22 protein-coding genes are annotated in these 26,992 nt (G+C 61.3%); 14 read left to right on the forward strand and 8 right to left on the reverse strand.

Going from position 1 to position 26,992, the window contains the following annotated elements; all coding sequences use genetic code 11:
* Nucleotides 1–24: 24 nt before the first annotated feature.
* Both ACM6I6_RS19050 and sohB read right to left on the reverse strand, forming a co-directional pair.
* Nucleotides 25–3,852 carry a dermonecrotic toxin domain-containing protein gene (locus ACM6I6_RS19050; RefSeq protein ID WP_414920504.1) on the reverse strand — a complete coding sequence of 1,276 codons (3,828 nt, stop codon included), beginning with the start codon at nucleotides 3,850–3,852 and terminating at the stop codon, nucleotides 25–27.
* A 177-nt stretch (nucleotides 3,853–4,029) separates the two neighbouring features.
* Complete coding sequence (gene sohB, locus ACM6I6_RS19055; protein ID WP_274075929.1) at nucleotides 4,030–5,052, reverse strand: protease SohB; 1,023 nt, start codon at nucleotides 5,050–5,052, stop codon at nucleotides 4,030–4,032.
* A gap of 201 nt (nucleotides 5,053–5,253) precedes the next feature.
* On the opposite strand from sohB, the gene ACM6I6_RS19060 reads away from it, so the two are divergent.
* The 6 genes from ACM6I6_RS19060 (at nucleotide 5,254) to ACM6I6_RS19085 (ending at nucleotide 12,579) form a co-directional block, all read left to right on the forward strand.
* Nucleotides 5,254–5,964 carry a histidine phosphatase family protein gene (locus ACM6I6_RS19060; RefSeq protein WP_274075928.1) on the forward strand — a complete coding sequence of 237 codons (711 nt, stop codon included), beginning with the start codon at nucleotides 5,254–5,256 and terminating at the stop codon, nucleotides 5,962–5,964.
* Between the two features lie 78 nt (nucleotides 5,965–6,042).
* The gene (locus tag ACM6I6_RS19065) at nucleotides 6,043–6,357 is read left to right on the forward strand and encodes an SCP2 sterol-binding domain-containing protein (protein WP_008059234.1); all 315 of its coding nucleotides are present in this window, start codon (nucleotides 6,043–6,045) and stop codon (nucleotides 6,355–6,357) included.
* Nucleotides 6,358–6,651: 294 nt separating this feature from the next.
* The gene (locus ACM6I6_RS19070) at nucleotides 6,652–8,499 is read left to right on the forward strand and encodes an amidohydrolase (RefSeq protein WP_414920599.1); all 1,848 of its coding nucleotides are present in this window, start codon (nucleotides 6,652–6,654) and stop codon (nucleotides 8,497–8,499) included.
* Nucleotides 8,500–8,720: 221 nt separating this feature from the next.
* The gene (locus ACM6I6_RS19075; protein ID WP_414920505.1) at nucleotides 8,721–9,584 is read left to right on the forward strand and encodes a LysR family transcriptional regulator; all 864 of its coding nucleotides are present in this window, start codon (nucleotides 8,721–8,723) and stop codon (nucleotides 9,582–9,584) included.
* A 755-nt stretch (nucleotides 9,585–10,339) separates the two neighbouring features.
* Entirely contained in the window at nucleotides 10,340–11,491 is a 1,152-nt protein-coding gene (locus ACM6I6_RS19080; RefSeq protein ID WP_414920506.1) for a sterol desaturase/SRPBCC family protein, read from the forward strand.
* On the forward strand, nucleotides 11,488–12,579 hold the full coding sequence (locus ACM6I6_RS19085; RefSeq protein ID WP_414920507.1) for an SMP-30/gluconolactonase/LRE family protein: 1,092 nt from the start codon (nucleotides 11,488–11,490) through the stop codon (nucleotides 12,577–12,579). The genes ACM6I6_RS19080 and ACM6I6_RS19085 overlap by 4 nt, the downstream gene beginning before the upstream one ends.
* Nucleotides 12,580–12,702: 123 nt before the next feature.
* Here ACM6I6_RS19085 and ACM6I6_RS19090 read toward each other — a convergent pair whose 3' ends face one another.
* Both ACM6I6_RS19090 and ACM6I6_RS19095 read right to left on the reverse strand, forming a co-directional pair.
* Nucleotides 12,703–12,945, reverse strand: coding sequence for a hypothetical protein (locus tag ACM6I6_RS19090; RefSeq protein WP_323606387.1), 243 nt, complete (start codon nucleotides 12,943–12,945; stop codon nucleotides 12,703–12,705).
* Nucleotides 12,946–13,042: 97 nt separating this feature from the next.
* Nucleotides 13,043–13,273 (reverse strand): DUF465 domain-containing protein, encoded by a 231-nt coding sequence (locus tag ACM6I6_RS19095; RefSeq protein WP_274075923.1) that lies wholly within the window; start codon nucleotides 13,271–13,273, stop codon nucleotides 13,043–13,045.
* A gap of 218 nt (nucleotides 13,274–13,491) precedes the next feature.
* On the opposite strand from ACM6I6_RS19095, the gene ACM6I6_RS19100 reads away from it, so the two are divergent.
* Nucleotides 13,492–14,013, forward strand: a complete 522-nt coding sequence (locus ACM6I6_RS19100) for a DUF4142 domain-containing protein (protein ID WP_274075922.1) — start codon at nucleotides 13,492–13,494, stop codon at nucleotides 14,011–14,013.
* Between the two features lie 60 nt (nucleotides 14,014–14,073).
* Here the strand turns inward: ACM6I6_RS19100 and ACM6I6_RS19105 are convergent, their stop codons facing one another.
* Nucleotides 14,074–14,262 carry a hypothetical protein gene (locus ACM6I6_RS19105; RefSeq protein WP_274075921.1) on the reverse strand — a complete coding sequence of 63 codons (189 nt, stop codon included), beginning with the start codon at nucleotides 14,260–14,262 and terminating at the stop codon, nucleotides 14,074–14,076.
* Between the two features lie 213 nt (nucleotides 14,263–14,475).
* Between ACM6I6_RS19105 and ACM6I6_RS19110 the strand changes: the two genes are divergently transcribed.
* From ACM6I6_RS19110 to ACM6I6_RS19135, 6 genes are read left to right on the forward strand one after another with little or no spacing between them, the layout of a single operon-like run.
* Nucleotides 14,476–15,327: an STAS domain-containing protein gene (locus tag ACM6I6_RS19110; RefSeq protein WP_274075920.1), complete on the forward strand. Its 852-nt coding sequence runs from the start codon at nucleotides 14,476–14,478 to the stop codon at nucleotides 15,325–15,327.
* 1 nt (nucleotide 15,328) lies between these two features.
* Entirely contained in the window at nucleotides 15,329–15,691 is a 363-nt protein-coding gene (locus ACM6I6_RS19115; protein WP_274075919.1) for an STAS domain-containing protein, read from the forward strand.
* Nucleotides 15,688–16,092: an anti-sigma regulatory factor gene (locus ACM6I6_RS19120; protein WP_323606389.1), complete on the forward strand. Its 405-nt coding sequence runs from the start codon at nucleotides 15,688–15,690 to the stop codon at nucleotides 16,090–16,092. The genes ACM6I6_RS19115 and ACM6I6_RS19120 overlap by 4 nt, the downstream gene beginning before the upstream one ends.
* Nucleotides 16,089–17,099, forward strand: a complete 1,011-nt coding sequence (locus ACM6I6_RS19125; protein ID WP_414920600.1) for an ATP-binding protein — start codon at nucleotides 16,089–16,091, stop codon at nucleotides 17,097–17,099. Before ACM6I6_RS19120 ends, ACM6I6_RS19125 begins: the two co-directional genes overlap by 4 nt.
* Nucleotides 17,092–17,967, forward strand: a complete 876-nt coding sequence (locus ACM6I6_RS19130) for a sensor histidine kinase (protein WP_274075917.1) — start codon at nucleotides 17,092–17,094, stop codon at nucleotides 17,965–17,967. The genes ACM6I6_RS19125 and ACM6I6_RS19130 overlap by 8 nt, the downstream gene beginning before the upstream one ends.
* The gene (locus ACM6I6_RS19135; RefSeq protein WP_414920508.1) at nucleotides 17,957–19,900 is read left to right on the forward strand and encodes a response regulator; all 1,944 of its coding nucleotides are present in this window, start codon (nucleotides 17,957–17,959) and stop codon (nucleotides 19,898–19,900) included. Before ACM6I6_RS19130 ends, ACM6I6_RS19135 begins: the two co-directional genes overlap by 11 nt.
* An 84-nt stretch (nucleotides 19,901–19,984) precedes the next feature.
* On the opposite strand, the gene ACM6I6_RS19140 is transcribed toward ACM6I6_RS19135, so the two are convergent.
* The 3 genes from ACM6I6_RS19140 to ACM6I6_RS19150 all read right to left on the reverse strand — a co-directional run bounded on the left by ACM6I6_RS19140 (nucleotide 19,985) and on the right by ACM6I6_RS19150 (nucleotide 25,766).
* Nucleotides 19,985–22,618 (reverse strand): excinuclease ABC subunit A, encoded by a 2,634-nt coding sequence (locus ACM6I6_RS19140; protein ID WP_414920509.1) that lies wholly within the window; start codon nucleotides 22,616–22,618, stop codon nucleotides 19,985–19,987.
* A gap of 138 nt (nucleotides 22,619–22,756) precedes the next feature.
* Nucleotides 22,757–24,868 carry an ATP-binding protein gene (locus tag ACM6I6_RS19145; RefSeq protein WP_414920510.1) on the reverse strand — a complete coding sequence of 704 codons (2,112 nt, stop codon included), beginning with the start codon at nucleotides 24,866–24,868 and terminating at the stop codon, nucleotides 22,757–22,759.
* A gap of 208 nt (nucleotides 24,869–25,076) precedes the next feature.
* Nucleotides 25,077–25,766: a GntR family transcriptional regulator gene (locus tag ACM6I6_RS19150; RefSeq protein ID WP_046820177.1), complete on the reverse strand. Its 690-nt coding sequence runs from the start codon at nucleotides 25,764–25,766 to the stop codon at nucleotides 25,077–25,079.
* A 140-nt stretch (nucleotides 25,767–25,906) separates the two neighbouring features.
* Between ACM6I6_RS19150 and ACM6I6_RS19155 the strand changes: the two genes are divergently transcribed.
* A complete protein-coding gene (locus ACM6I6_RS19155; protein WP_274075913.1) occupies nucleotides 25,907–26,992 on the forward strand; it encodes an ABC transporter ATP-binding protein in 1,086 nt (361 codons plus the stop codon).

The raw sequence follows: 26,992 nt of genomic DNA on the forward strand, positions 1-26,992 counted from the left end.
GCAGGCACCACGGATAAAATCCGTTCAAAGGCCTGCGATTTGTTCCAGCATCCTGAAAGCCACCCATGGGTTTTCCAGCCGCCCACGCACCGCGATCAATCGACTCCATACGATCTCTGAAGCATCCGCCTCCTCCAGGAGTCGCCAGACGCGTGCCTGCAGTGTCGGATACGCGACCCGGAAGTCGGGGGTCAGGCTTAGCCTGTCTATTGCGCTCAAGAACCGCGTACCTGAGGGTTTGCCTGCCAACCGCTGCCAAAGTGCTTGCCGGGATTGTTGCAGCGCTGCGTCGCAGTCTCGGAGCCAAGCCATAGGCTGTCCATAGTCGGCGCCTGGCGCGCCCAGCCATAAATTGATCCCCGTTTGCTCACGATGAATGATCAGACGGCGCAGCGTGTCCTCGTCCGTCAACGGATTGCCCCACAGCAGCACACGATCCACCGAGACAGCCTGATTCATCACCGCGGGCGGAATCCGCGCAATCTGGTTGTCACGCAAATCCAGTGAGATCATGTACGGCTCATCCCTGATGCCGTAAGGGCACCGGTTAATTTGGGTGTTGTTCAAGTTCAGCCGCCGCAAGTCATTCATCCGCAGCAGCACAGGGGGTACTTCCAGTGGATTGTCACTCAGGTCCAGGGTGTGAAGCCTGACCAACCCGCTCAACTGCCCTGATGTCTCTACGGTGAACTTCAGGCCGGTGGACTTGAGATTGAGCGAAGTGAGACGCGTCAGACTGAAGATGGCCGTCGGCAGTACAGTCTGCCCATTGCCCTGGGCGTCGAATTCAATCAGTTCGGCGCTTTCGAGATCCAAGGTCTGCAGATTCGGAAAACACTCCAGGAACCCGTTCAAGGTTCCACGTTCGGCCACATGGAAGCGTGGCATCGATAACTCGACGACATGGTTGAACCGGATGTTCAGGACCGGCAATCGGTGATAGTTCTCGAAGCCCATGTGGAGCCTGAATCCAACAAGTTCTGCGCCTTCATAAACGCGCAGGTCGTCTTTCGCACGCCTTTGCCAGATGTCTTTGAGCTCGTCAGCCAGCTCGATCCTGGTTTCCCGTTCGTAGTTGATCGCGTTCTGGACCAGCTCTTCGTTATGCTCTTCGATCTCCTCATCCGCCAGTCCCTCTGCCCCGTCATCGTCTGCGTCGAGGAAGTCAATGTCCATGTCCTCGATGTCGTCCATCACCTGATCGATCCAGGCATTCAAGTCCGTGTTGAGCTGCTGGAACTGTTGTTTCAGCCAATCGATGTGTGCCTGCGCACCGCCACCGGTACGCTGTAGCAGCTCATCGGCTTCAGTATCGGTGAAATCGGGGTAGATCTCCTTGAGTTGCAGCCTCATCATTTCGTGCGTCAGCGCCGCGCCCTGCGGCGTACCGGGGAAACCGCCGCCACGCAGCCCTTGCGTCTCGAAGGGCAGACCGCTGTCCATCCTGTGCAGTCCGAGCACCAGCTCCGGGCGTGGCATAACCCGCTCACTGACTTGCAGCCGCAACGCCAATGCCGGGTCAACCGCAGACAGTTGCAATGCCGAACGCTCGTCCTCGGACAAGACTTCGACAAGCGCTGCATAAAAGTCCATCTGCCCGGCTCGCCCCTGGTAATGGCCATCCACCTTGATCAGTCGACGGACGCTCGAGGCGTCAAGCGCGCCGCTACGGTCCAGCATTGGGCCGATGACGGAGTGCTCGCGCACTTCAATTCGCAGGCTCCCTGGCCATCCGGGCAGGTTTTTCAGCGAATGCAGGGCCAGGGTGTCCGATTCCGCAGTGACCTGCGAGCGAATGTACAAGCCTTCATAGGCACGATTGAGCCGCACATGCTCCTGATATTGCAGGGCCTTTTGGTTCAGCTGCTTGAATGCTTGCCGCACGCGCGCAGCGTCCACCGGGCTCTGGAGGTCCACGCCATAGCGCTCGAGCATTTGTTCGATGGCGCTCCTGGGCAGGCCAGGGTATTGCCGCTGGAACAACCGCACCCACTGATGTTCCGAGTGCTGAAGCGCCTGGTACCGGGTGGAAAACAGCTCGGCGCGCGCGCGTTGAGACATTGCCGCCTGCCCGAGTTCCTGATCGATCCTGAATCGGCTGATGGTATCGGCCAGCAAGGGCGTCGGCGGGCGCCCACTGTTCATCAGGCGCAGCATGTCATCATCGATTTCGCTGACCTTGCCGATCTGCGCCAGCACTTCATCGCTCAAGGATGCCACTGAGGGTCCGATTCCGCGCAGAAGCTGCACACGGTTCAACGCTGCGGGGGCCGTTGGCGCAGAGGGGTCCGCGGCCTGATCCGGCAATGGCCTGGCATCGCCCGCATTCTGGCCCGGTTCGCGGGAACGCTCGGCAATGGCGCCTGCCTCAGCATCGTCCTTCAGCACCGCGCCTACGCCCGCCAGCGGCAGCGCGTTGAGCAAGCCAAACACTGTTCGGGTGACGCCCGCCCCTCGATCATCCGAGGTTTCACCGTTGACCGCCTGATCAAGACCATAACCGGCGTCGATGATGCCGGCCAGCGCCAGCAATCCTTCGCCACCGGGGACGAACAGCGCCAGGGGGCCAAAACGGTTGATCCACTGCACCACAGGTTCGACGGCGGCACTCAAATTATCCCGATTGACCTGGGCATCGTCACGAATGGTTTTGACACTGGCCAGGGAGGCCTCCTTCATGGCCAGCACCAGTTGGGCAAACGGGTCGGCGCCTGCTGGCGAGTCGTCGAAGGCGATGTAGCGGGCAGGTTCCCAGAAACCGTCGTCATTGAAGAAACCCGCTTCGTTGGTCAACCGGTGTTGCCGCGGATAGACCGCCATGCCGTCCAACGCCGTCACCACACCCGCATGGAACGTACCGTCCTTGCGGTCCTCCTCGGCAAAGTGCGCAGCCAGGGCCAGTTTCGTCGCGTCACTTTTGCCCTGCTCCACCACCCATTGATGCAGTTGCCCGGCATCGCCGAAGATGTGCAGCGGAGAAGAGTTACCTGGGATGTACAAAACAATCCGGCCATTCGGATCACGCCAGCCCCAGATATCCTTCGAGCTGTAGCGATAGAGCTTCAGGCGACCCGACTTCAGATTCGCCAGCCTGCAGCCCGGTGCCTGCAGTTGTTCGAGTTTCAGGGTTGCCCATGCCTGGTCAGGCGGCAGTCCTGCCGCCTGCAGGGCCAGTTCCAGACCTTTCTGGCTCAGGCTTTTCTCACGAAACTGCAGAAAAGCAGCCATGACGAGGGCGGCTTTGGCCGAGGTTTTCAGGGCGTTCGGTTTGGCTGCGACGATCTCGGCGTCCGCTGGCCAGGTTTGCCCGAGATAGGCCTGGTACAGGCCCTGGAGATCCAGTCCCCAGACCCACTGCTTGAAATCGGCGGGCCTAACGGCGATCTGAGTGGCGGGTCCGTAGCCTTGCGGCACAGTCTGGCGGTAGATGCCTTCATAGCTGGCGTGGTTGCCGCTGCCAATATCGGCAAACTCGTCAACGTGGGCCACGATCCTTATCGACGGCCCGACATCCGGTGGCGTGTACAACCCAAACGCGGATTCACCGAAGCGCCCGTCGCCCTCGGTCTGATAGTTGGACAGCAACGCCTGCACCAGGGACATGGAACTTGCCACCCGTCCCTGGTGGATGCCGTTCTGCGCAGGATGCCCCTTGTAATCGTAATCCAGGGTCACCAGCTGGGCTGTCGCCGGATCGATGTACTGGCCCCACTGTTTTTTGATCAACTGCTCGCCAAACTGACCGGGGGTTTGCGGCAGGGAGATGGCCAAAGCGGTTTTCAGTTCATCGCGCATTCGCAGAGGCGGCGAGGGATCAGGGCTTGCAGCATTGGCGGGAGGTATTTCATTCATGGTGCATTCCTTTGCGCTCATTTCAGGAACACCACCATACCCGGCCCCGATCCCCCTAAAAGCGGGAGCAATCGTCAGGGGGCTTAGGAAACTTCCCTTCTTCGCAAGGAATTTGGATCGCCCTGAAAGAAAAAAACCGTGGAATTACCCACGGTTTTTTTTCAACGACCCAGGAAATTACCAGAAGCGTTGCTGGGTCAAGCGACTCCACCAGCTCAGCAACACACGATCGACCGAACCACTTGCCGCCATGCCGATACGCTCCTGCAGGCTTTTGCGTTCGGCGTAATGCAGGTGATAAAGCTCGGATTGCTTGGCGCGCTCGGCCAGGTACTCGTCACTGGTTTTCAGTTCGTCCACCAGTTGCTTGTCCAGCGCCGCAATGCCCAGCCAGATTTCACCGGTGGCCACATCATCGATGGCCAGTTGCGGGCGATAGCGGGCAACGAAGTTCTTGAACAACTGATGGGTAATGTCCAGGTCTTCCTGGAATTTCTCCCGGCCCTTCTCGGTGTTTTCGCCAAATACCGTCAGGGTGCGTTTGTATTCGCCGGCGGTCAGCACCTCGAAGTCGATGTCGTGCTTTTTCAACAGGCGATTGACGTTGGGCAACTGCGCGACCACACCGATCGAGCCGAGGATTGCGAACGGCGCGCTGATGATCTTCTCGCCAATGCACGCCATCATGTAGCCGCCGCTGGCCGCGACCTTGTCGATGCACACGGTCAGCGGTACGCCGGCCTCACGGATACGGGCCAACTGCGAGGACGCCAGGCCGTAGCTGTGGACCATGCCGCCGCCGCTTTCCAGGCGCAGTACCACTTCGTCCTTGGGCGTGGCGAGGGTCAGCAGCGCGGTGATTTCGTGGCGCAGGCTTTCAGTGGCCGAGGCCTTGATGTCGCCGTCGAAGTCCAGCACGAACACCCGCGGTTTGGCCTCGGGCTGCTTCTTCTGTTTTTTCTCGCTCTTGACCTGGGACTTGCGCAAGGCCTTGAGCTGGTCCTTGTCGAGCAAGGTTTGCTCCAGGCGTTCGCGCAGCCCCTTGTAGAAATCATTCAGTTTGCTGACCTGCAACTGGCCGGCGGATTTGCGTCGACCTTTGCTGCGCAAGGCCGCAAAGCTGGCCAGCACCACCAGGATGGCGATCACCAGGGTCACGGTCTTGGCCAGGAAAACGGCGTACTCGGACAAAAACTCCACAGGGACTCCTTAAACGTTGCGCGGCATGCAAGTGCGCGGGATTTCACCAGCATACCCATGCGCCGCCCCTGCGACCAGTCGTGAAACCTCTGGCAACAGGGCTGTAACGGGCATTTCAAACAAGCGTATGTTTTTTCATTGACAGCTCAGCGCCATCCTCATAACCTCGCCAAACCTTCAACGTACCGGGACGACGCGGACGTGGGCAGCATCTATTTGATTCGACATGGCCAGGCCTCCTTTGGTGCAGACGATTATGACGTCCTGTCGCCCACCGGTATTCGCCAGGCGGAAATTCTCGGCCAGCACCTCGCCGAACTCGGTATCAGCTTCGATCGGTGCCTGTCGGGCGACTTGCGTCGCCAGCAACATACGGCCAACAGCGCACTGGAACAATACGCCGCCGTGGGCCTGCCGGTGCCGATCCTGGAGACCGATTCGGCGTTCAATGAATTCGATGCTGACGCGGTGATCCGCGCGCTGTTGCCGGCCATGCTGCCGGACGAGCCCGACGCGCTGAACATCCTGCGCAACGCCGCACAGAACCGAAGCGAGTTCCAACGCATCTTCGCCCTGATCATCGAACGCTGGCTCGCCGGCACCTATGACACGCCGGGCCTGGAAAGCTGGCTGGGTTTTGTCGAGCGGGTTCAGGCCGGCTTGCAGCGCATCCTCGAACAAGCCGACAACACCCAGAAAATCGCCGTGTTCACCTCCGGCGGCACCATTACCGCCCTGCTCCACCTCATTACCCAAATGCCTGCCAAACAGGCGTTTGAACTGAACTGGCAAATCGTCAATACCTCGCTCAACCACCTGAAGTTTCGTGGTCGCGAGGTGGCCCTGGCTTCCTTCAACAGTCATGCGCACCTGCAACTGTTGAAGACCCCCGAACTCATCACGTTTCGCTGAGTCCGGACTATTGTGACCCTGGCTGTAATCACCCAGCTCTAATTACCCTGCTCTAATTACCACAAAAAGGATCAAACCATGACCTCCGTAGCTGATGCCGTACAAGCAATGAAAGCCAAGTTCAACCCAGCCGCTGCTGCCGGTCTGGACCTGGTCTTCGGTTTCCGCATCGACGACACCAAGAACTTCTCGCTGGTCGTCAAGGACAGCACCTGCGAGCTGCTGGAAGGCGAAAACCCGGACGCCCAGGTGACCCTGGTGATGGACGGCGAAACCCTGCAAGGCATCGTCAGCGGCGAAACCGACGGCATGCAAGCGTTCATGGGCGGCAAACTGCGCGCTGAAGGCGACATGATGCTGGCGATGAAACTGTCTGAGCTGTTCCCGGCCTAAGTGCGCCGCTTGCGGCTTTCGCAAGCGCGCCTGGCTGCAAACGAATCCCGCCCCTTGTGGCGGGATTCGTCGTTTTCGGCGTTTGAAAACCACTCACTGCGAATTTGCCGACTATATTCCTTCTGGCCGCATGCGGCTGGCTTCAGCTGTTTGCCCTCAACTCACGTTGCGCAGAGCACTGATATGAGCCCACCCGAGGAACACAACGGCGTCAACCGCCGTCACGTACTGCAAGGTCTTGGCGCAGGCGCCGTCGGTGCCTGGATCAGCCCGCTGTTCGCAGGGAGTAAAACCATGCCAGACACCCCCGCCGACCTCATTTTCTACAATGGACGCCTGCACACCGTCGATCGCAAGAAACCCCAGGCCAGTGCCGTCGCCATCAAGGACGGGCGCTTCGTGGTGGTCGGCAGCGACGCCCAGGCCATGGCGTTGCAAGGCCCCGGCACGCAAGTCATCGACCTGCACGGGCGCACGGTGATCCCCGGCCTCAATGACTCACACTTGCACCTGATCCGTGGCGGCCTCAACTACAACCTCGAACTGCGCTGGGAAGGCGTACCCTCGCTGGTCGATGCCTTGCGCCTGCTCAAGGACCAGGCCGACCGCACGCCAACGCCGCAGTGGGTACGGGTGGTCGGTGGCTGGAACGAATTCCAGTTCGCCGAAAAGCGCCTGCCCACCCTCGACGAATTGAACAAGGCCGCCCCTGACACGCCGGTGTTCGTCCTGCACCTGTACGATCGTGCTTTACTCAATCGCGCCGCGCTGAAAGTGGTGGGATATACCCGCGATACGCCGAACCCGCCAGGCGGCGAAATCCAGCGCGATGCCAACGGCGATCCCACTGGCATGTTGATCGCCCGGCCCAACGCAATGATTCTCTATTCGACGCTGGCCAAAGGACCGAAACTGCCGCTGGAGTACCAGGTCAACTCGACCCGGCAATTCATGCGCGAACTCAATCGCCTGGGGGTCACCAGCGCGATCGACGCCGGCGGTGGTTATCAGAATTACCCGGACGACTACCAGGTCATCCAGCAGCTGGCCAAGGACCAGCAACTGACCGTGCGCATCGCCTACAACCTGTTTACCCAGAAGCCCAAGGAAGAACTGACCGACTTCAAGAACTGGACCAGTACCTCGCGCTACGGCCAGGGCGACGATTTCCTGCGGCACAACGGTGCCGGGGAAATGCTGGTGTTCTCGGCGGCGGATTTCGAAGACTTCCTTGAACCGCGCCCGGACCTGCCGGCTTCCATGGAACAGGACCTGGAACCGGTGGTACGGCACCTGGTGGAGCAACGCTGGCCGTTTCGCCTGCATGCCACCTACAACGAATCCATCAGCCGCATGCTCGACGTGTTCGAAAAGGTCAACCGCGACATTCCGTTCGACGGCCTGCCGTGGTTTTTCGACCACGCCGAAACCATCACCGCGCAGAACATCGAGCGGGTCAAGGCGCTGGGCGGCGGCATCGCCATCCAGGATCGCATGGCCTTCCAGGGCGAGTACTTCGTCGACCGCTATGGCGCCAAGGCGGCCGAACACACGCCGCCGATTGCCCGCATGCTGGCCGAAGGCGTACCGGTGGGTGCCGGCACCGATGCGACGCGGGTGTCGAGCTACAACCCCTGGACTTCGCTGTACTGGCTGGTCAGTGGCCGCACGGTCGGCGGCCTGGCGTTGTACCCGCAGGGCTTGAGCCGTGACACCGCGCTGGAGCTGTTCACCCATGGCAGCGCCTGGTTCTCGTCCGAGCAAGGCAAGAAGGGTCAGATCAAGGTCGGGCAACTGGCGGACCTGATTGCCTTGTCAGGGGACTATTTCCATATGGAGGCCGAAGGCATCAAGGGGATCGAATCGGTGCTGACCCTGGTCGATGGCAAGATCGTCTACGCCAGCGTCGAGTTCGAAAAACTCGGGCCGCCGCCCATCCCCGTGGTACCGGAGTGGTCGCCAGTGACCAAGGTGCCTGGGCACTGGAAAGCATCGGCGCCGCTGACGGCCCAGGTTCATCAATGCGTCGGGGCGTGTGCGGTGCATGCGCACAGTCATGAGCGGGCGCGCTTGTCGAATGCGCCGGTCAGTGACTTCCGTGGGTTCTGGGGGGCGTTTGGCTGTTCGTGTTTCGCGTTCTAAACGACAATCTCGCTAGCATCGCAACCCAATGTGGGAGCGGGCTTGCTCGCGAAGGCGGTAGTTCAGTCAACATTTCCGTTGATTGACATGACCCCTTCGCGAGCAAGCCCGCTCCCACATTGGATCTGCGTGGAAGGTGCATTCTTCATCGCTGAACACCACCTGTGACAGCTGGCGAAGCCTGCTCTTACAATGCGAGCATTTCCTGCACCGGCCACCCCATGGACATCGACCTCGCCCGCACCTTCCTGGAAATCGTCCGCCACGGCAGCCTTGCCGCGGCCGCCGAGAAACTCCACGTCACCCAGACCGCGATCACCGCGCGGGTACAGAAGCTTGAAAGCCACCTGGGCAGCACGCTGTTCGTGCGCAACCGCGCCGGGGCCCGCCTGACGCCCAATGGCGAGGCCTTCGTGATCTATGCCAATCAACTGGTGGAAACCTGGGAGGCCGCGCGCCGGGACTTGCCCTTGCCCGAGGGGTTCCATGACGTCCTGCACATCGGTGGCGAGGTCAGCCTGTGCAATCCGTTGATGCTCCGTTGGGCCGGCGTGCTGCGCGACAGGATTCCCGGCCATGCGCTGCGCATGGAAATCCGCGACGGCGAAAACCTGCTGCGCCAACTGGAGCTGGGCGTGCTCGATGCGGCGCTGGTCTATCAACCCGAATACTGGCCGCGCCTGCAGGTCGAGCAGATCCTCGAGGAAAAACTCATCCTCGTACGTCACCCCGAGCGCCCCGAACCCTATGTGTACATCGACTGGGGCCAGCACTTTCGCCGCCAGCACGACGCCGCCCTGCCGGAAAAAGCCAAGGCGGCGCTCAGTTTCAACCTTGGCCCCCTGGGGTTGCAGTACATCCTCGAACACGGTGGCAGCGGCTACTTCCGCACCCGGGTGGTCCAGAGCTACCTGGAAAACGGCATGCTTGAGCTCGTGCCCAAGGCCCCGGAATTCAGTTACCCGACCTACCTGGTCTACTCCCGCGACCGCGACTCGCCGGCGCTGCAACGGGCCTTCGACCTGCTGCGCGAGGTGATCAAGAGCGATGATGATTGGTCGCAGCGGTGGAATCCGCTGACTTGAGTAGGCTTTGAATACTGCACTGTTCTTTCGGGCGCCATCGCTGCGATGCGGCGACCCGACAAGCCAGCTCCTACAGGGGAACGCGTACCCACCCAACAACGAGGTCGAGCGTTAGCTCGCCTCGCTTTGGCTTTTGCTTTTGCTTTTGATCTGGCTTTTGATTTTCTTGCCCCATCGAGAGGCCGAGTGGAGGTTCTGCGCAGTGGGCCCACGGAGCAGGACCGGAGCGAGGGCATGCCGAGCATTAGCGAGGCACCGAACGCCAGGGGCAAGAGCCCTTGGTTACTTGGGGCCGGGCGGCGTTCCGTTTTTCCAAGTGACTCGCTGTAAGAGCGAAACCATAAGCGGCCGTTACCGCAGGAATGGATATGTACTCGGTTAGCAAATAATAGGTCGTCTGTCAGGACGCCATCGCCGGCAGGCCGGCTCCCACAGTAGATCGGGTACAGCCGCGAGAGATTGGTTGGCTGTGAGGCCGTCATCGCCGGCAAGCCAGCTCCTACAGTTTGATCGGGTACAGCCGCGAGAGATTGGTTGGCTGTGAGGCCGTCATCGCCGGCAAGCCAGCTCCTACTGTTTGATCGGGTACAGCCGCGAGAGATTGGTTTGCTGTCATGCCGCCATCGCTGGCAAGCCCGCACAGTGGATCGGATACAACCGCGGGAGATGGGGCGGCAATAAAATCCAGCGGCTGCCAGCCAAAACCGCGGGATCGACTAATCTGCTGGAGATAACAAAAAAGACAGGTGATTGCAGTGAGGCAGACCACCGAAGCATTCCGCGCTCGTTACCGTTGCGACATTCATCCCCGTTATAACCCCTGGCTGCATGGCACCTTCGTACTGGTGTTCGGCCTGGTGGCGATCGGCGTTTTCTGGAGCACCGTGCACCAGGTAACGCTCCTCGAATGGCTGTCGGTACCGGTGGCCTTGCTGTTCTTCAATCTCGTCGTGTACCTGGTGCATCGGCACCTGGGCCATCACAAAAAAAGCTTCGCGCGGATGTTCTATGCCCGCCACGCCGGCGACCACCACAGCTTTTTCGCCCCCGGCCACATGACCTACGAGAGTGCTCGCGACTGGCGGGTGATCCTGTTCCCGGCCTGGCTGATCGTGCTGCACACACTGCTGGTCACCCTGCCCCTGTGGTGGCTGCTCAAGCCCCTGGATGCGAACGTTGCCGGACTGGTTGGCGGCTGCCTGGTCCTGGGGTACCTGACCTATGAAGTGTTCCATGCCTGTGAGCACTTGCCGTCGCACAACCGGATCACGCGCCTGCCCTGGATCCGCCAGATGCGGCGCCTGCATGAACTGCATCACCGCCGCGAAATGATGCAGCAGCGCAATTTCAACATCGTTTTTCCGTTGATGGATTACCTGTTCGGCACCCTCTATTGGGAGCCGGAACCGGAACCGGACTTCCAGCACCTGAAGAGAACGCCCATGACCCGCATGCAACATAAAGTCGATATCGCCGGTGATCCCATTACCGTGCTGGCCTATGCCAGCACCGTGATCCACTGGCCGGATTGGCATCCCTCTTCCCTCAGGATCGATGGCCAGAACGGGCCCTTGCATGCCGGCGCGCGGTTCGAGGAGGACATCCGCGCCGGTGGGCGTGACGGACACTTGAGCTGGGTGGTCGATGAGTATCTGCCTGGACGCCGCTGGATTGCCCGGGCCCATGGCGATAATGGTCTGTCATTGTTGCTGACCTACGAATGCGCGGCCGAGGGCGATGGCACGCGCTTTGTTCGCACGCTGGAATACCGGTTCAGTGGATTGGTGATGCGCATGGCCAACCAGTTGCTGCTCAAGCGACGGATCGAACGGGAATCGGCGGCGTCGATGCTGGCACTTCGCGAAACCGCAGAAAGATACCTGGCGCCGACAGGAGTGCGTGCGTGAGCCGAACGATCAGGTTTCATCATTGGCTGTTGCTGCTGATCGTTGTCCTCGTCGCCTTCCTGCTGTTGATGCCGACCAAGGTCAAGCCCGTCGCCTGGACCCCGCAACCGGCGCCGTCCCTCAGCAGCGGCCCGTACGCGGACAACCAGCGCCTCAAGGGCGTGGAGCGCGTCGGCGCCGCAGACATCGACGGCCCCGAAGCGCTGCTCATGGAAAACAACGCGCTGATCACCGGCTTGCATGATGGCAGGGTCATTCGCACCAGCCTGGACGGCCAGGACACCAAGGTCTTGGCCGACACCGGCGGCCGCCCCCTGGGGTTGGCCCGCCACCCCAATGGCTTGCTGGTGATCGCCGATGCGGTCAAGGGCTTGTTGTCGCTGGACGCCCAGGGTCGCCTGGTGGCCTTGACCACCGACGCCAATGGCGTGCCGTTTGGTTTCACCGACGATGTGGCCATCGACAAGCCCGGGCACTACGCCTACTTCAGCGACGCCTCCAGCCGGTTCGGCTACGGCAAGGACGGCCAGGCCATCATCGAACATGGCGGCGACGGGCGCTTGCTGCGCTATGACTTCCAGACCGGCAAGACCTCGGTGCTGCTGGACAAGCTGGAGTTTGCCAATGGCGTCACCCTGGGGCCGGACGATGCCTATGTGCTGGTCAACGAAACCGGCGCGTATCGCATCACTCGCTACTGGCTGAGCGGGCCGAACGCCGGCAATCATGACCTGTTCATCGACAACCTGCCGGGGTTTCCCGACAACCTGGCCTTCAATGGTCGCGACCGCTTCTGGGTGGCGCTGTATGCGCCGCGCAACGCCTTGCTCGACAAAACGGCGGCGCACCCTTTCGTGCGCAAGATGATCGCCCGAGCGATGACAGTCCTGCCCAGGCCGGTGGAAGAACGCGCCTTTGTGCTGGGGCTGGACCTTGAGGGCAAGGTGATCGCCAACCTGCAGGACGGCAGCAGCGACAGCTACTCGCCGATCACCACCGCACGTGAATATGGGGAGTGGTTGTATCTGGGCTCGTTGAAAGCGAAAAACATGGCGCGATTGCCACTGAGCACGGCGTTGCAGAATTAACGCAGATCCAAATGTGGGAGCGGGCTTGCTCGCGAAGAGGCCATTACATTCAACTTCTATGCTGAATGGGACACCGCTTTCGCGAGCAAGCCCGCTCCCACAAGGGGATCTGTGGTTTCTGGGTTATCGCGGATCGGCCTCGTCATCGCGCACCGCATTATCGGTTTCTTCCCGCACCCGCTCCCGATCGATGTCAGTGCCGTCGTCCTGATCCATGGGAATGGCACCTTCATTGTTCGGCAGTTCATCAATGCCCGGCTCGTCCTCCGGATTGACCGCAGTACGGCCGGGGCTCAAGGGTTCGGGATGGGTCGGAATGGGGTCGTAGCCCCCTTGTTCTTCGCTGGGAAATTTTGGGTCGGACATGAGGCACCTCGCATGAAGCCGCGTCATCGGGCTCTAGACATTCGAGGTGCCGGTCAATATCGCCGTTCCAATTATTCAGCCACCGATTGTCGGTGGCTCACGGCAACTGGAGTTGCTTGACGATCTTGTCCTTGACCTCCAGGCGCTTCGCCTTGAGCTTTGTCACCGTGTCATCACTGGATTTGGCTTGCTCTGCCTTCACCACTTCGGCGTCCGCCTGGGAGTATTTGTTGATCAGTGAATCCAGTAACGGATCCTTGGTGCGTTTCTGCTGGATATCTTCCTTTGTGCAACTCAAATCCTGATAAAGGTCATGGGGCACCGGCATGGAACACCTCCGTTTGTTAATCGGTAGCAAACGCGATTGATTGCGTTCGCCAACTATCAGAATGGCCTTGGTTGGCCCGTTCTGTCGACCACCTGTCAGACCAGCGGTGTCCGTTCGTCGTCCTGTCGCAAATGCGATAAAACCTTTGCCCCACCCGCGACCTCCACAGCATAACGATCAACTCGATCGCCCATGAACTACCGTGTGGAGAAGAACCAATGGACGGATTTAACCTGCGCCACCTCACTCTGGCCATCGCCCTGAGCACCACCATGGGCGCGGCATTCGCGGCAACCGATAACGATTTTGTCGACAAGGCAGCCGAAGGCGGCATCGCCGAGATCGAGACCAGCCGCCTGGCCCTGGAAAAAAGCCAGTCAGCCGATATCAAGGCGTTCGCCAACATGATGATCACCGATCATTCCAAGGCCAACGATGAACTGGCGACCATCGCGAAAAAGAATGACATTGAAGTGCCGGACACCACGACACTGGTGAAACAGGCCAAGGAAAAGCTCCTCGACATGCGTGACGAGTCCTTCGATTCGGCCTACGCCAACAACCAGGTCAAGGCACACGAAAACACCATCGAACTGTTCAAGAAACAAGCCAATACCGTGACCGACGACAAGACCAAAGGCGCCACGGAGCTCAAGGGCTTTGCGCAAAAAATGTTGCCGGGGCTGGAAAAACATCTGGAAATGGCGAAGAAGCTTCAAGCCGCGCATCCGGACAAGTAATCCGCTCATCAAACAAAAAGACCGCATGAATCCATGCGGTCTTTTTGTTTGGGGCCGAGCCTAACCGCCGTCGGTATCGATATCGGCATCCGTGTCATCGCCAGGCTTGGGGCGATCAGGATCAGGTTTGAAGCCCGGGCTGAACTCGTTGTCGTTATCGCTGTGCACATTTTTCTGATCGACCGCTTTGTCGGCACTTTCCGGCTCGGGGGTCTTGGCGTTTTCGTCTAGTTCATTTTCATCTTTCATAAGTACCTCGTGCGTCGCGTTCGAAACCGTCGGGTCATAACCGTTCGAACTCCACCACGCGACCAACGTTCCCTTCGTCTTTGTCCTACAGTCCTTGTGTATCGGATGAAAATACCTGTCGAACGCAACAACTATTTCATCCGCCAAATGTCATTGCTTTGCGCCGGTCATTTTTTGGGGAATCGGCCGCACACATTCAAGGAGACAAGTCCCATGGCGGCACTGCAAACCAGCACGCTCGATGCGATGAAGAACAACCAGGCACAACTGCTGACCGAATGGAAAAATGGCCTGGAGTCCAGCGGCGCCACGCGCAATCTCAAAGAGCAGGACCTGCAACAGCAGGCCTCGGAATTCCTGCAGTTGGTGATCTCGGGCCTGCAAAATGGCAATGGCCAGAACATTGCCACACCCGGCTGGGATGAAATTCGCCAGTTCCTCGACAAGCTCTCCCAGAGCCGTGCCCAACTCGGCCAGGATTCTCACCAGACCGCCAGCTTCATCTTCTCACTCAAGGGTCCGCTATTTGCCCTGTTGCAGAACCATTACCAGGACAGCCCGGCGCTGTTGGCCGAGCAACTCTGGGAAATCTCCGAATTGCTCGACGCCTTGGGCATGCACACCATCCGCACCTTCCAGAAATCCCGCGAGGCGGTGATCAAGCGCCAGCAGGAAGAACTGCTGGAGCTGTCGACCCCGGTGGTCAAGCTGTGGGACGGCGTCCTCGCCCTGCCGATGATCGGCACGCTGGACTCGCAACGCACCCAGGTGGTGATGGAATCGCTGCTGCAGCGGATCGTCGACACCGGCTCGGAGATCGCCATCATCGACATCACCGGTGTACCGACCGTCGATACCCTGGTGGCCCAGCACCTGCTCAAGACCGTCACCGCCATTCGCCTGATGGGGGCCGACTGCATCATCAGCGGCGTTCGCCCGCAGATCGCTCAGACCATCGTGCACCTGGGCCTGGACCTGCAAGGCGTGGTGACCAAGGCCAACCTGGCCGATGCCCTGAAACTGGCCCTGACCCGGCTGGGACTGACCGTCAGCAAGGCGCATTGAGATGGAGCGCATTCCGATTCTGCAAATGGGCGACTTCCTGCTGGTGACCATCCAGGTGGACATGCATGACCAGTTGGCCCTGACCCTGCAAGACGACCTGTCCGAGCGCATCAGCCGGACCTCCGCCCGCGGCGTGCTGATAGATATCTCCGCCCTGGACATGGTGGATTCGTTCATCGGCCGGATGATCGGGACCATTTCCGGGCTGTCGAGCATCATGGACGCCCAGACCGTGCTGGTCGGCATGCAACCCGCGGTGGCCATCACCCTGGTGGAGCTGGGCCTGACCCTGCCCGGCGTGAGTACCGCGCTGAACGTCGAGCGCGGGATGAAACTGCTTCAGGCACGAGTACGCGAACAATGACTGTGCGCAGCAGCGGCACTCATCCGATCCACATCGAGCAGGACGTGGTCCTGGCTCGGCAACTGGCGCGCAAACTCGCCCAGGAATGCGGCATGCGCCTGATCGACCTGACCAAAATGGTCACCGCGGTCAGCGAGTTGGCGCGCAATACCATGGTGTACGGCGGTGGCGGCGACATGGACTGGCAGATCCTCGATGAAGACCCGCGCGTGGGCCTGCGCCTGGTCTTCCGTGACGAAGGCCCGGGCATCCCCGACATCAAGCTGGCCATGACCGATGGCTGGACCTCCGGTTCCGGGCTGGGCCTGGGCCTGACCGGCGCCAAGCGCCTGGTCAATGAGTTCGAACTCGACACTGCGCCAGGAAAGGGTACTCGCGTGACGATTACCCGATGGACATGAACTTCGGTGGAACGATGACCCAAGTGCTGGTCATCGAGGACAACAGCCAGATCGGACATGCACGGCGCACCGCGCAAAAACTCGCAGAGCTTCATGGCTTCGACACCACGGACGCGGGACGGGTAGCGCTGGTCGCCACCGAACTTGCCAGCAATATTCTCAAGCACGCCACCCGCGGCGAATTGCACCTGAGGGTGTTGCCCCGGGTTAGCGGTGCCGGCATCGAGATGCTCGCCATCGACCGCGCCCAGGGCTTTGACCTGCAGGCCTGCCTGGCCGACGGGTTTTCCACCGGCGGCACCCAGGGCATCGGCCTGGGCGCCGTGTCGCGCCAGACCGAGGTGTTCGATGTGTATGCCGATTCACGGGGTGCCGTGCTGCTCACGCGCTTGTACCCACGCTCGGACAAGGCCCGGGACCTGCGCATCGGTGTCAGCCAGCATTCGTTGCGCGACGATCCCGCCTGCGGCGATACCTGGCACCTGGCGTTCGACGGACCACGCATCAGCGCCCTGGTGATCGATGGCCTGGGCCATGGCGAAGAAGCCGAACTCGCCGCTCGCGCTGGCGAAAAAGCCTACGCGCTGCAGCCCTTCGCCTCACCGTTGCTGGCGCTGGAAGACATTCATCAGGCCATGATTGGTACCCGTGGCGGTGCGCTGGCGATTGCCCAGTTCGACGCTGGCCGCGATGCGTTGCAGTTCGTCGGCATCGGCAACATCGGCGCCTGCCTGGTCGCACCGGACAAATCCCGCGGCCTGGCCTCGCACCCCGGCATCGTCGGCGGGCAATATCGAAAGGCGCAGCCCTTTGACTATGCTCAAGTGAGCGGACAATTGCTGATCATGTACAGCGACGGCCTGCAGTCGCGCTGGAACCTGGCGGACTACCCTGGCCTGGTGCACCGCCATCCGGCCGTGATTGCCGCCATCCTGCACCGCGATTTCTGCCGTGGACGAGACGATGTCACGGTACTGGTCATTGCCCTGGAGGCAGCCCATGGCTGAAATGCCCATGAGTCAAATCGACGAACAAGCCGCCATGATCGCGCGCTTGCAGGGTGAAGCCAACGCCCTGCGCGCCGAGCTGGATGAAACCAACCAGGGCGTTTTGGCGCTGTATGCCGAACTCGACAACCAGGCCGAACAGCTGCGCCAGGCTTCGGACCTGAAAAGCCGCTTCCTGTCCTACATGAGCCATGAGTTTCGCACGCCCCTGGGTTCGATCCTGAGCATCGCCAGCCTGCTGAGCGATGAACTCGACGGCCCCCTCAGTGACGAGCAGCACAAGCAGGTGGCCTTCGTCAGCAATGCCGCGCGGGAGCTGAGCGACATGGTCGACGACCTGCTGGACCTGGCGAAGATCGAAGCCGGGCGCATCACCATTTCCCCGGCCTGGTTCGACATGTTCGACCTGTTCGCCGCCCTGCGCGGCATGTTCAGGCCAATTGTCGATACCAGCGCCGTGGACCTTATCTTCGAGGAGCCGGTGGGCCTGCCCCGGCTGTACACCGACGACAAGAAGCTCGCGCAGATCCTGCGCAACTTCATTGCCAACTCGTTGAAGTTCACCACCCGGGGCGAAGTGCGGGTCTCGGCGCGACTGGAAAACGATGACTACGTGCGTTTCGCCGTCAGCGACAGCGGAATTGGTATCGCTCCAGAGCTACATGGCGCATTGTTTGAAGACTTCTCCCAAGTCGACTCTCCGCTGCAAAAACGCCTGCGTGGAACCGGGCTCGGGCTGTCGCTGTGCAAACGCTTCGCGCTGCTGCTGGGGGGCGAAGTCGGGGTCCAGAGCACACCGGGCGTGGGCTCGACCTTTTTCGTGATCATCCCGCTGGCCATCGCCATGGAGCCTGCCGATGAAACGTGACCTGCGCTTGCTGATCGTCGACGACAACGTCGCCACGCGCTATGCCTTGCGCCGGCGCCTGGAACGCCACGGCTATGAGGTGCTGGAGTCCGGCACCGGCAGCGAAGGCCTGGAGTTGATCGCCAGCGTGGCGATCGACGCCTTGATCCTCGACGTCAACCTGCCGGACATGAGCGGCTTCGACATCGTTCGTAAACTGCGCTCGGAGCCTGCTACCGCCCTGCTCCCGGTGATTCATGTGTCCGCAGCGTCGATCCAGACCGGCGACATCATCACTGGCCTCGACGCCGGCGCCGACGCCTACCTGATCCACCCGGTGGACCCGGATGTGCTGCTGGCGACCCTGCGCACCTTGCTGCGGGTGCGCGAAACCGAGAATGCCCTGCGGGAAAGCGAGGCGCGCTTTCGCGAGATTTTTGTCAATGTGTCGGCCCCCATCGCCGTGCTGGATGCCCAACTCAAGGTCCACGAGTGCAACCATGCGTTCGCCCAACTGATCCAGGACAACCTCGACCCCGAAACCCTGCGCCAGTGTTTCGCCGACGACCAGTGCGCGGTCATCGAGGAACTGCGCCTGCGCCTGGCCTATGGCGAACGCTGGAAAGGCACCTTGAGCATGAGCGTGCAGGGGGAGATTCGCGAAACCGAGTGGCAGATTTCACCCTACCGCACGCCAGAATTGAGCCTGGTGTTCGTCGAAGATGTCACCGAACACCGGCACCGCGAACGCTCGCACCTGGCACGACTGGACGACGCCACGACCCAACTGGCCAACGAAGTCGCCGAACGCGCGCGCACCGAAGCCCAGCTGTTGCAGGTGCAGAAAATGGACGCCCTGGGCAAGCTGACCGGCGGCATTGCCCACGACTTCAACAACCTGCTCACCGGCATCATCACCAGCCTGGAACTGATCCAGAAGCGCGTTGCCGAGTCACGCACCGACAAGGTCGCGTTCTATGCCGAAGCGGCGTTGAACTCGGCCATGAGTGCCGCCTCCCTGACCCATCGCCTGCTCGCGTTCGCCCGTCAGCAGCCCCTCGATACCCGGCCCGTGGACATCAACGAGCACATCCGCTCCCTCGAGGAACTGCTGGTGCGCACCATCGGCGAACGCATTGCCCTCAAGCTTGAACTGACCAGCAAACCCGCCATCGCGCTGGTCGATCCGATTCAACTGGAAAGCGCTGTGCTCAACCTGGTGATCAACGCCCGGGATGCCCTGCCCCAGGGCGGCAATATCTGGGTCAACACCTATGCCGCCTATTCCCACGGCGACCCCAACCTGGCCGATGGTGCCTATGTCGCGCTGTCGGTGCGCGACGACGGTACCGGTATCGAACACCATGTGATCGACAAGGTGTTCGACCCGTTTTTCACCACCAAGCCCCTGGGCCAGGGCACCGGGCTCGGCTTGTCGACCATCTACGGTTTCGCCCGCCAGTCAGGCGGCGATGCGCACATTCGCAGCGTGGCGCGACGCGGGACCGAAGTCACCATCATGTTGCCGGCCAGCGCCGACCCTACCGCCGCCGCCGTCGAAGCGGCGACGCAGCCTGCCGAGGGTGGCGGTGAACATGTGCTGATTGTCGAGGACACGCCGTCGGTGCGCATGTTCGTCGCCGAAGTGCTGGTGGATGCCGGCTATCGTTGCACCCAGGCGGCCGACATCGAGGGCGCCCTCGAACGCCTGCAGAACGACGAATCCATCGACCTGTTGCTGACCGATGTCGGCCTGCCGCGCATGAGCGGCCGGGAACTGGCCGACATCGCTCGTGGCTGGCGCGAACACCTGCCGATCCTGTTCATGACCGGCTATGCCGAAACCGCGATCAACCGCCAGGTGTTTCTCGGCGACGGCATGGAGATACTGATCAAGCCGTTCCAGATCAATGAGCTGTTGGACAAGGTACGGCGCACGATCAACGGTGCCTGATTAAAAGATCGCAGCCTGCGGCAGCTCCTACAGGGGTACGCGTTTCCCTGTAGGAGCTGCCGCAGGCTGCGATCTTTTGATCTTTCAATGCCCAAGAACCCTGGCGAGAAATGGCGCTGTTCGGCTCTTTTTGCTGCTCGCGACTTTCCGCGGCTCCCCCGCCACCACAACCTTGCCCCCCTGATCTCCCGCCCCCGGGCCGATATCGATCACCCAGTCACTCTGCGCCACCACGCGCATTTCATGTTCGACGACGATCACCGTGTGCCCAGCCGTCACCAGGTTGTTCAACTGCTCGAGCAGACGATCGACGTCGCGCGGGTGCAGGCCCGTTGTCGGTTCATCGAGCACGTAGAGCGTCGCCCCGCGCTGGTTGCGTTGCAGCTCGGTGGCCAGCTTGATGCGCTGGGCTTCACCCCCGGACAGCTCGGTCGCCGGTTGGCCGAGGCGCAGGTAGCCCAGGCCGATATCGCGCAGCACCTCCAGGGACCGACGCACCGCCGCTTGTTCGGCGAACACGTCCACGGCCTGGTCCACGGTCAGTTGCAGCACCTGGGCAATGGTCAGGTCCTGCCAGGTGATCGCCAGCGTCTCGGGGTTGTAGCGCGCGCCGTGGCAGGTCGGGCATGGCGCGTAGACGCTGGGCATGAACAGCAATTCGACGCTGACAAAACCTTCGCCTTCACAGGTCGGGCAGCGGCCCTTGGCGACATTGAAGGAAAACTGCCCGGCGTCGTAACCCGCCGCCTGCGCCTCGGGCGTGGCGGCGTAGAGCTTGCGTACATTGTCGAACAGCCCGGTGTAGGTCGCGAGGTTAGAGCGCGGCGTACGGCCAATGGGCTTCTGATCGACCTGCACCAAACGCTTGATCGACGCCAGCCCCGCCGCAACCTGCCCGCCACTGACGGTCGGCGCTTCATCTTCAAGGCTCAGTTCCTGCGGCTCGCTCTCAGTGCCCGGACGCCCCAGATGCGCACCGACCAGCTCCAGCAACGCCTGGCTGACCAGGCTGGATTTCCCCGAGCCCGACACCCCGGTCACCGCCGTGAAACAGCCCAAGGGAAACTCGACGCTGAGGTTGTCCAGATTGTTGCGCGTGACGCCTTCAAGACGCAGCCAGTCGCTGGCCTTACGCGGACGACGGGGTTGGTTGGCGTGTTCGGCGAACAGGTAGGCGCGGGTCTGCGAATCCTTCACTGCTGCCAGCCCCGCCGGCGCACCGCTGTACAGCACCCGGCCGCCATGCTCGCCCGCCGCCGGGCCGACATCGATCAACCAGTCGGCGCGACGCATGGTTTCCAGGTCGTGCTCGACCACGAACAGGGTATTGCCCGCCGCTTTCAAGCGTTGCAGGGCTTCGAACAGTGCTTCACCGTCGGCCGGGTGCAAGCCGGCCGAGGGTTCGTCCAGCACGTAGATCACGCCGAACAACTGCGAGCCCAGTTGGGTCGCCAGGCGCAGGCGTTGCAATTCGCCAGACGACAGCGTCGGCGTACTGCGCTCCAGGGCCAGGTAACCCAGGCCCAGGTCGGTCAGGGTGCTGACCCGCTCCAGAAGATCCTGGGCAATGCGTTGCGCGGCGAGGCGTTTTTCCACCGAGAGATTCGGCGTGTGGCGTACATCCGGGGCGTTGGCATGGCCACTGGCACCGTGGGCCACGCGCTGTTCACGGGCCTCGCGGGTTTGCTGGTGAGTTAATACCTCTCCCGCCTCGTCGCCCTCTTCGAGGTAATGCCGGGCCGCCACTGGCTTGAGTACTTCTGCCACTTGCAGCAAGGGCATTTGGGACAGTTCGCCGATGTCGTAGCCGGCGAAAGTCACCGACAGGGCTTCGTGCTTGAGGCGCTTGCCGTCGCACAATGGGCAAGGGCTACCGAGCATGAAGCGCGAGACGCGCTTCTTCATCAACGCACTTTGCGAATGGGTGAAGGTGTGCAGGATGTAGCGCCTGGCGCCGGTGAAGGTGCCCTGGTAACTCGGTTCCATCTTGCGCTTGAGGGCGACCCGGGTTTCCTTCGGGGTGAGCCCGGCGTACACCGGCACCGTCGGGGTTTCTTCGGTGAAGAGAATCCAGTCACGCTGCTTCTTCGGCAGGTCGCGCCAGGGCACATCGACGTCATAGCCCAGGGTCACCAGGATGTCCCGCAGGTTCTGGCCCTGCCAGGCCATGGGCCAGGAGGCCACGGCGCGCTGGCGGATAGTCAGGCTCGGGTCCGGCACCATCAGTGCTTCGGTGACCTCATACACCCTGCCCAGGCCGTGGCATTGCGGGCACGCGCCCTGGGGCGTGTTCGGAGAAAAGTCTTCGGCGTAGAGCATCGGCTGCCCCGGCGGGTAACTGCCGGCACGGGAATACAGCATGCGGATCAGGCTCGACAAGGTCGTGACGCTGCCCACCGAAGACCGCGTGCTCGGCGTGCCCCGTTGTTGCTGCAAGGCCACCGCGGGCGGCAAGCCCTCGATGGAATCGACATCCGGTACGCCCACCTGATCGATCAGGCGACGCGCATAAGGCGCCACGGATTCGAAATAGCGGCGCTGGGCTTCGGCGTACAGGGTCGAAAACGCCAGGGACGACTTGCCCGAGCCGGACACCCCAGTGAACACCACCAGGGCATCGCGGGGAATGTCGACATCGACGTTCTTGAGGTTGTGCTCCCGGGCGCCACGCACCCTGACCATGCCGGAGGGAGGGTTGGAGGTGCGAGTGGAGGTCATGGGGCCAGCCTCGATCAAGGATTTGAAAAATATGATGACTGTGGGAGCGGGCTTGCTCGCGAATGCGGTGTGTCATTCAACATTGATGTGCTTGACATATCGCATTCGCGAGCAAGCCCGCTCCCACATGTACTGTGCTCAGCCGTTGAGAACAGTACGAATCATCTGCGTCAACGCTTGCGGCCCATAGGGCTTGCTCAGTAAATGGGTATCCGGGCTGAGCTGGTGGTTGCGCGAAATGATGTCACGGGTGTGGCCGGAGGTGAACAACACCGCCACCGGGGGTTCCTGTACCTTGGCCCATGCCGCCAGGTCCGAGCTTTTTATCAGGCCGGGCATGACCACGTCGGTGAAGATCAGGTCCACCGCCGCGCCCTCCAGCAACATCTGCATGGCAACGTCGGCATTGGCGGCGGTGAGCACCTGATAGCCTTCTTCGCGCAACAACTCCACGGTGGAAACGCGCACCGCCTCATTGTCCTCGACCACCAGGACCCGCTCGTTGGCGCCCTGTTGCGACACTTCGGCACGGGGCGTTTCACTGTCCATCGAACGCAGGCTGCGCGGGAAATACATCTGCACCCGGGTGCCCTGCCCCTCGACGCTGGACATCTCGATGTGCCCGCCACTCTGCTTGACGAAACCGAACACCATGCTCAACCCAAGCCCCGTGCCCTGGCCGTCGGGCTTGGTGGTAAAAAACGGTTCGAACGCCTGGGCCAGCACCTGCGGCGGCATACCCGCACCGCTGTCAGCCACGGACACCCGCACATAGTCGCCGGCGGCAATGCCCTTGCCGGCGCAAAAACCCTGGTCAAGGCCGATGTTGTCGGCGCTGAGGTCGATGGTCCCCTCACCCTTCATGGCGTCACGGGCATTGATCGCCAGGTTGAGGATGGCGTTTTCCAGTTGATTGCGATCGACGAAGACCTGCCAGGAATCCGGTGGCGCGCTCATATGGACGTGGATGGTTTCCCCCAGCGCACGCTGCAACAGTTCACCAAGGCCGTCGAAAATCTGCTGCGGCGTACAAATGGCCGGGGACAGCGGCTGGCGACGGGCAAACGCGAGCAATTGCGCAGACAATTTTGCCCCACGCTCGACGGCGGCAATCGACGCCGCCACCCGACGCTGGACATTGGCGTTCTGCGGCTCATGCCGGGCCAGCAGGTGCAGGTTGCCGGCGATCACTTGCAGCAGATTATTGAAGTCATGGGCCACGCCCCCCGTCAGGCCGCCAATGGCCTCGAGTTTCTGTGACTGGCGCAATTGCTCTTCCGCCGCGAGACGTGCCTCGACTTCGTCGGCGACCCGCTGCTCCAGATTGCGGGTGAACCTGAGCAAGGATTCTTCGGCGCTCTTGCGTTCATGGATGTCGATCAGCACCCCGGGGAAACGAAACGGTTCGCCCTCTGCATTGAACTCGCAGCAGCCACTGGCGAGTACCCAACAGTAGCTGCCATCGGTGCGCAGCACCCGGTATTCGGCATTAAAGGGCTCGCCGGTTTCCACTGATTGCTGGACCTGTTCCTGCATCCAGCTCAGGTCGTCGGGATGAATCCGTGCTTCGGCAATGTCCGATGGCAAGTCGGCCAGGTCTTGCTCGGCCGGGTAGGAAAAAGTCCGGGCGAAACGCTCGTCACCGCTCAGCACATTGGCCTTGACGTCCCAGACGAACGAACCGAGCAAGGCGCCCGCATTCAATGCCAGGCGCACCCGCTCGTTATCGGCGCGATAAGCATCTTCGGCCACCTGCCGAAGGCGTTCGGAAATCACATGCTCCGTGGTCTCGACGACCATCGCCATGACCCCGGCCGGTTTGCCGTCATCGTCAGCCACCGGGCTGTAATAGAGGTCCATCCAGACGTCTTCGGGCACGCCGTCGCGCAGCAGCACCAGCTCTTTGCCACGGTAGGACAAGGTGCCGCCGGCCAGGCAGGTATCGACCACATGCCGATTGAATTCGGCCACTTCCGGCCAGCCCAGTTCCACCGGCGCCCCCAACAGATAGGGATGGCGCCCGCCGGCAAATTTCGAATAGGCGTCGTTGTAGATCATGTAGCCGGGCCGCCCCCACAACATCACCATCGGCAACGGCGAGGCGAGCATCAACTGCACCGAACTGCCCAGGCTTCTCGGCCAGGCATCGAGGCTGCCCAGCTCGGTCCGGCTCCAGTCGAACGCACGAATACGCTCGGCCATTTCGCCGTCCCAGCCGGCACACCCGTGGCTATCTTCTAGAAACTGCATCGACTGGCTCTGCGTCCCGGTTATTGCACCCGTTTGATTCGAGCATCGCGGATGGCAATGGTTTCATAGAGGTATAGCTGATTCGAGAAATTGACGCAGCCCCCCCCTGTAGGAGCTGCCGAAGGCTGCGATCTTTTGACTTTGATTTTCTCAAAGCAGATCAAAAGATCGCAGCCTTCGGCAGCTCCTACAAGGGGTGCGGGGAGCATTAGACCTCGATCAGGTGCTTGAGCGGGTGATAGCCAGTTTTCAAAGTCGCCGCCACATCCAGAATCGCCTTCTCGATCCCGTTCAGATGGATGCAGGTCAGCTCGATCGCCGCGCTCTGGTTGCCCGCCTCGATGTACTCGATCAACCGCAGGTGTTCGTCGTCGCGGCAGGCTTCGTGGCTGTCGTCGTCCAGCGCGGCGGCGTACAGCGAGGCTCGGGAGATCAGCTTCTGGAACCAGTCGAGTAAGACCGGGTTGTTCAGGCTGCGGGCCAGCTTGATGTGGAACTCGCCGAGCAGGTGGATCAAGCGTTCGTGGTCACCGTTGCGATGCGCCTCGTCCTCCAGCAGCAGGTGATCGCGCAGATCCCGGGTCACCGCCGTATCACGTCGGCGACACAGTTCGCTGACGATGCCGATCTCGACCAGGCGCCGGGTTTCGAACAACGAACGGATCTCTTCGTCGCTCGGCAGCGACACCGACGCACCTTTATTGGGCTCGGTGGTGACCAGTCCATCGGCTTCCAATTGCTTGAGCGCGGCACGCACCGACGTGCGGCTGACATTGAAAAGTTCGGCCAACGAAGCCTCGCCCAGCTTCATGCCAGGCCGCAGCGAGCGTTTGCTGATCGCCTCGTAAACCCCTTGGTAGACGCGGTCGACCGTGGTTTCCAGTTTCTTTTCCGCCATTCGATGACTCCTTGATCGCTACGCAACCCACTCCAGGCGAATCCACAGCCTTGCAAAAGGGGGTTGCACAAGCAGGTTAATCCGGGTATTTCTAAATTGCATCCAGATTTTGCATACAATAATTAGAGGAATGCACCATTATGGGTCATCCAGTTGCAATTGAAGTGCGAAACGTCTCAAAACGTTATTCCGACGATCCCGGACTGGCGCCAGCCCTGGACAATGTCTCGGTCGACATCGCCGACAACGAATTCTTCACCCTGCTCGGCCCCTCCGGCTGCGGCAAGACCACCCTGCTGCGCACCATCGCCGGCTTCGAGCACGTCAGCGAAGGCGAGATTCGCCTGGCCGGGGAACCGGTCAACGATCTGCCGCCGTTCAAGCGTAGGGTCAACACGGTGTTCCAGAGCTACGCGCTGTTTCCGCACATGAGTGTTGCGCAGAATATCGCCTTCGGCCTCGAGATGCAGGGTCTTGATCGCAAGCTGATCCCGCAACGGGTCGATGAGATGCTGGCGCTGGTGCAAATGCAACACCTGGCCCAGCGCAAACCGGCGGAATTATCCGGAGGCCAGCAGCAGCGCGTGGCGCTGGCCCGGGCCCTGGCGCCGAAGCCCAAGGTGCTGTTGCTCGACGAGCCGTTGTCGGCGCTGGACCTCAAGCTGCGCAAGGAAATGCAGGTCGAACTCAAGCGCGTGCAGAAGGAAGCCGGGATCACCTTCATCTTCGTCACCCACGACCAGGAAGAAGCCCTGACCCTGTCCGATCGCATCGCTGTGATGTCCGCCGGCAAGATCCTGCAGATCGGCACCCCGAACGACATCTACGAAAACCCCCAGCATCGGTTCGTCGCCCAGTTCATCGGCGACATCAACTTCCTTCCCGGCCATATCAAACGTGGCCAGCAGAACGAAAAGCTCTTCGTGCCCAACGGCATGCCGGTGGAAATCCCCTGCCCGGCCCAGGGCTTCGACGGCTCCAGCGTGCAACTGGCATTCCGCCCGGAGCGTTCGCAACTGGTCGACCCGACGCAACCACACCACCTGCGCGGGGTGATCGAGGCGGTGTTGTATGTCGGCACGGCGACCCTCTACCAGTGCCGCCTGAACAACGACATCAAGGTCATGCTGCGCGAAAACAACGAAGGCCTGAACCGCAATCGCGGGGTCGGCGACCGTGTCGCGGTCAACCTTCCGCCCCACGCCTGCCTGTTGATGGAGGCCTGA

The sequence above is a fragment of the Pseudomonas sp. IT-P218 genome (genome assembly GCF_949767605.1).
In the GTDB taxonomy this organism is placed as follows: Bacteria; Pseudomonadota; Gammaproteobacteria; order Pseudomonadales; family Pseudomonadaceae; genus Aquipseudomonas; species Aquipseudomonas putida_AE.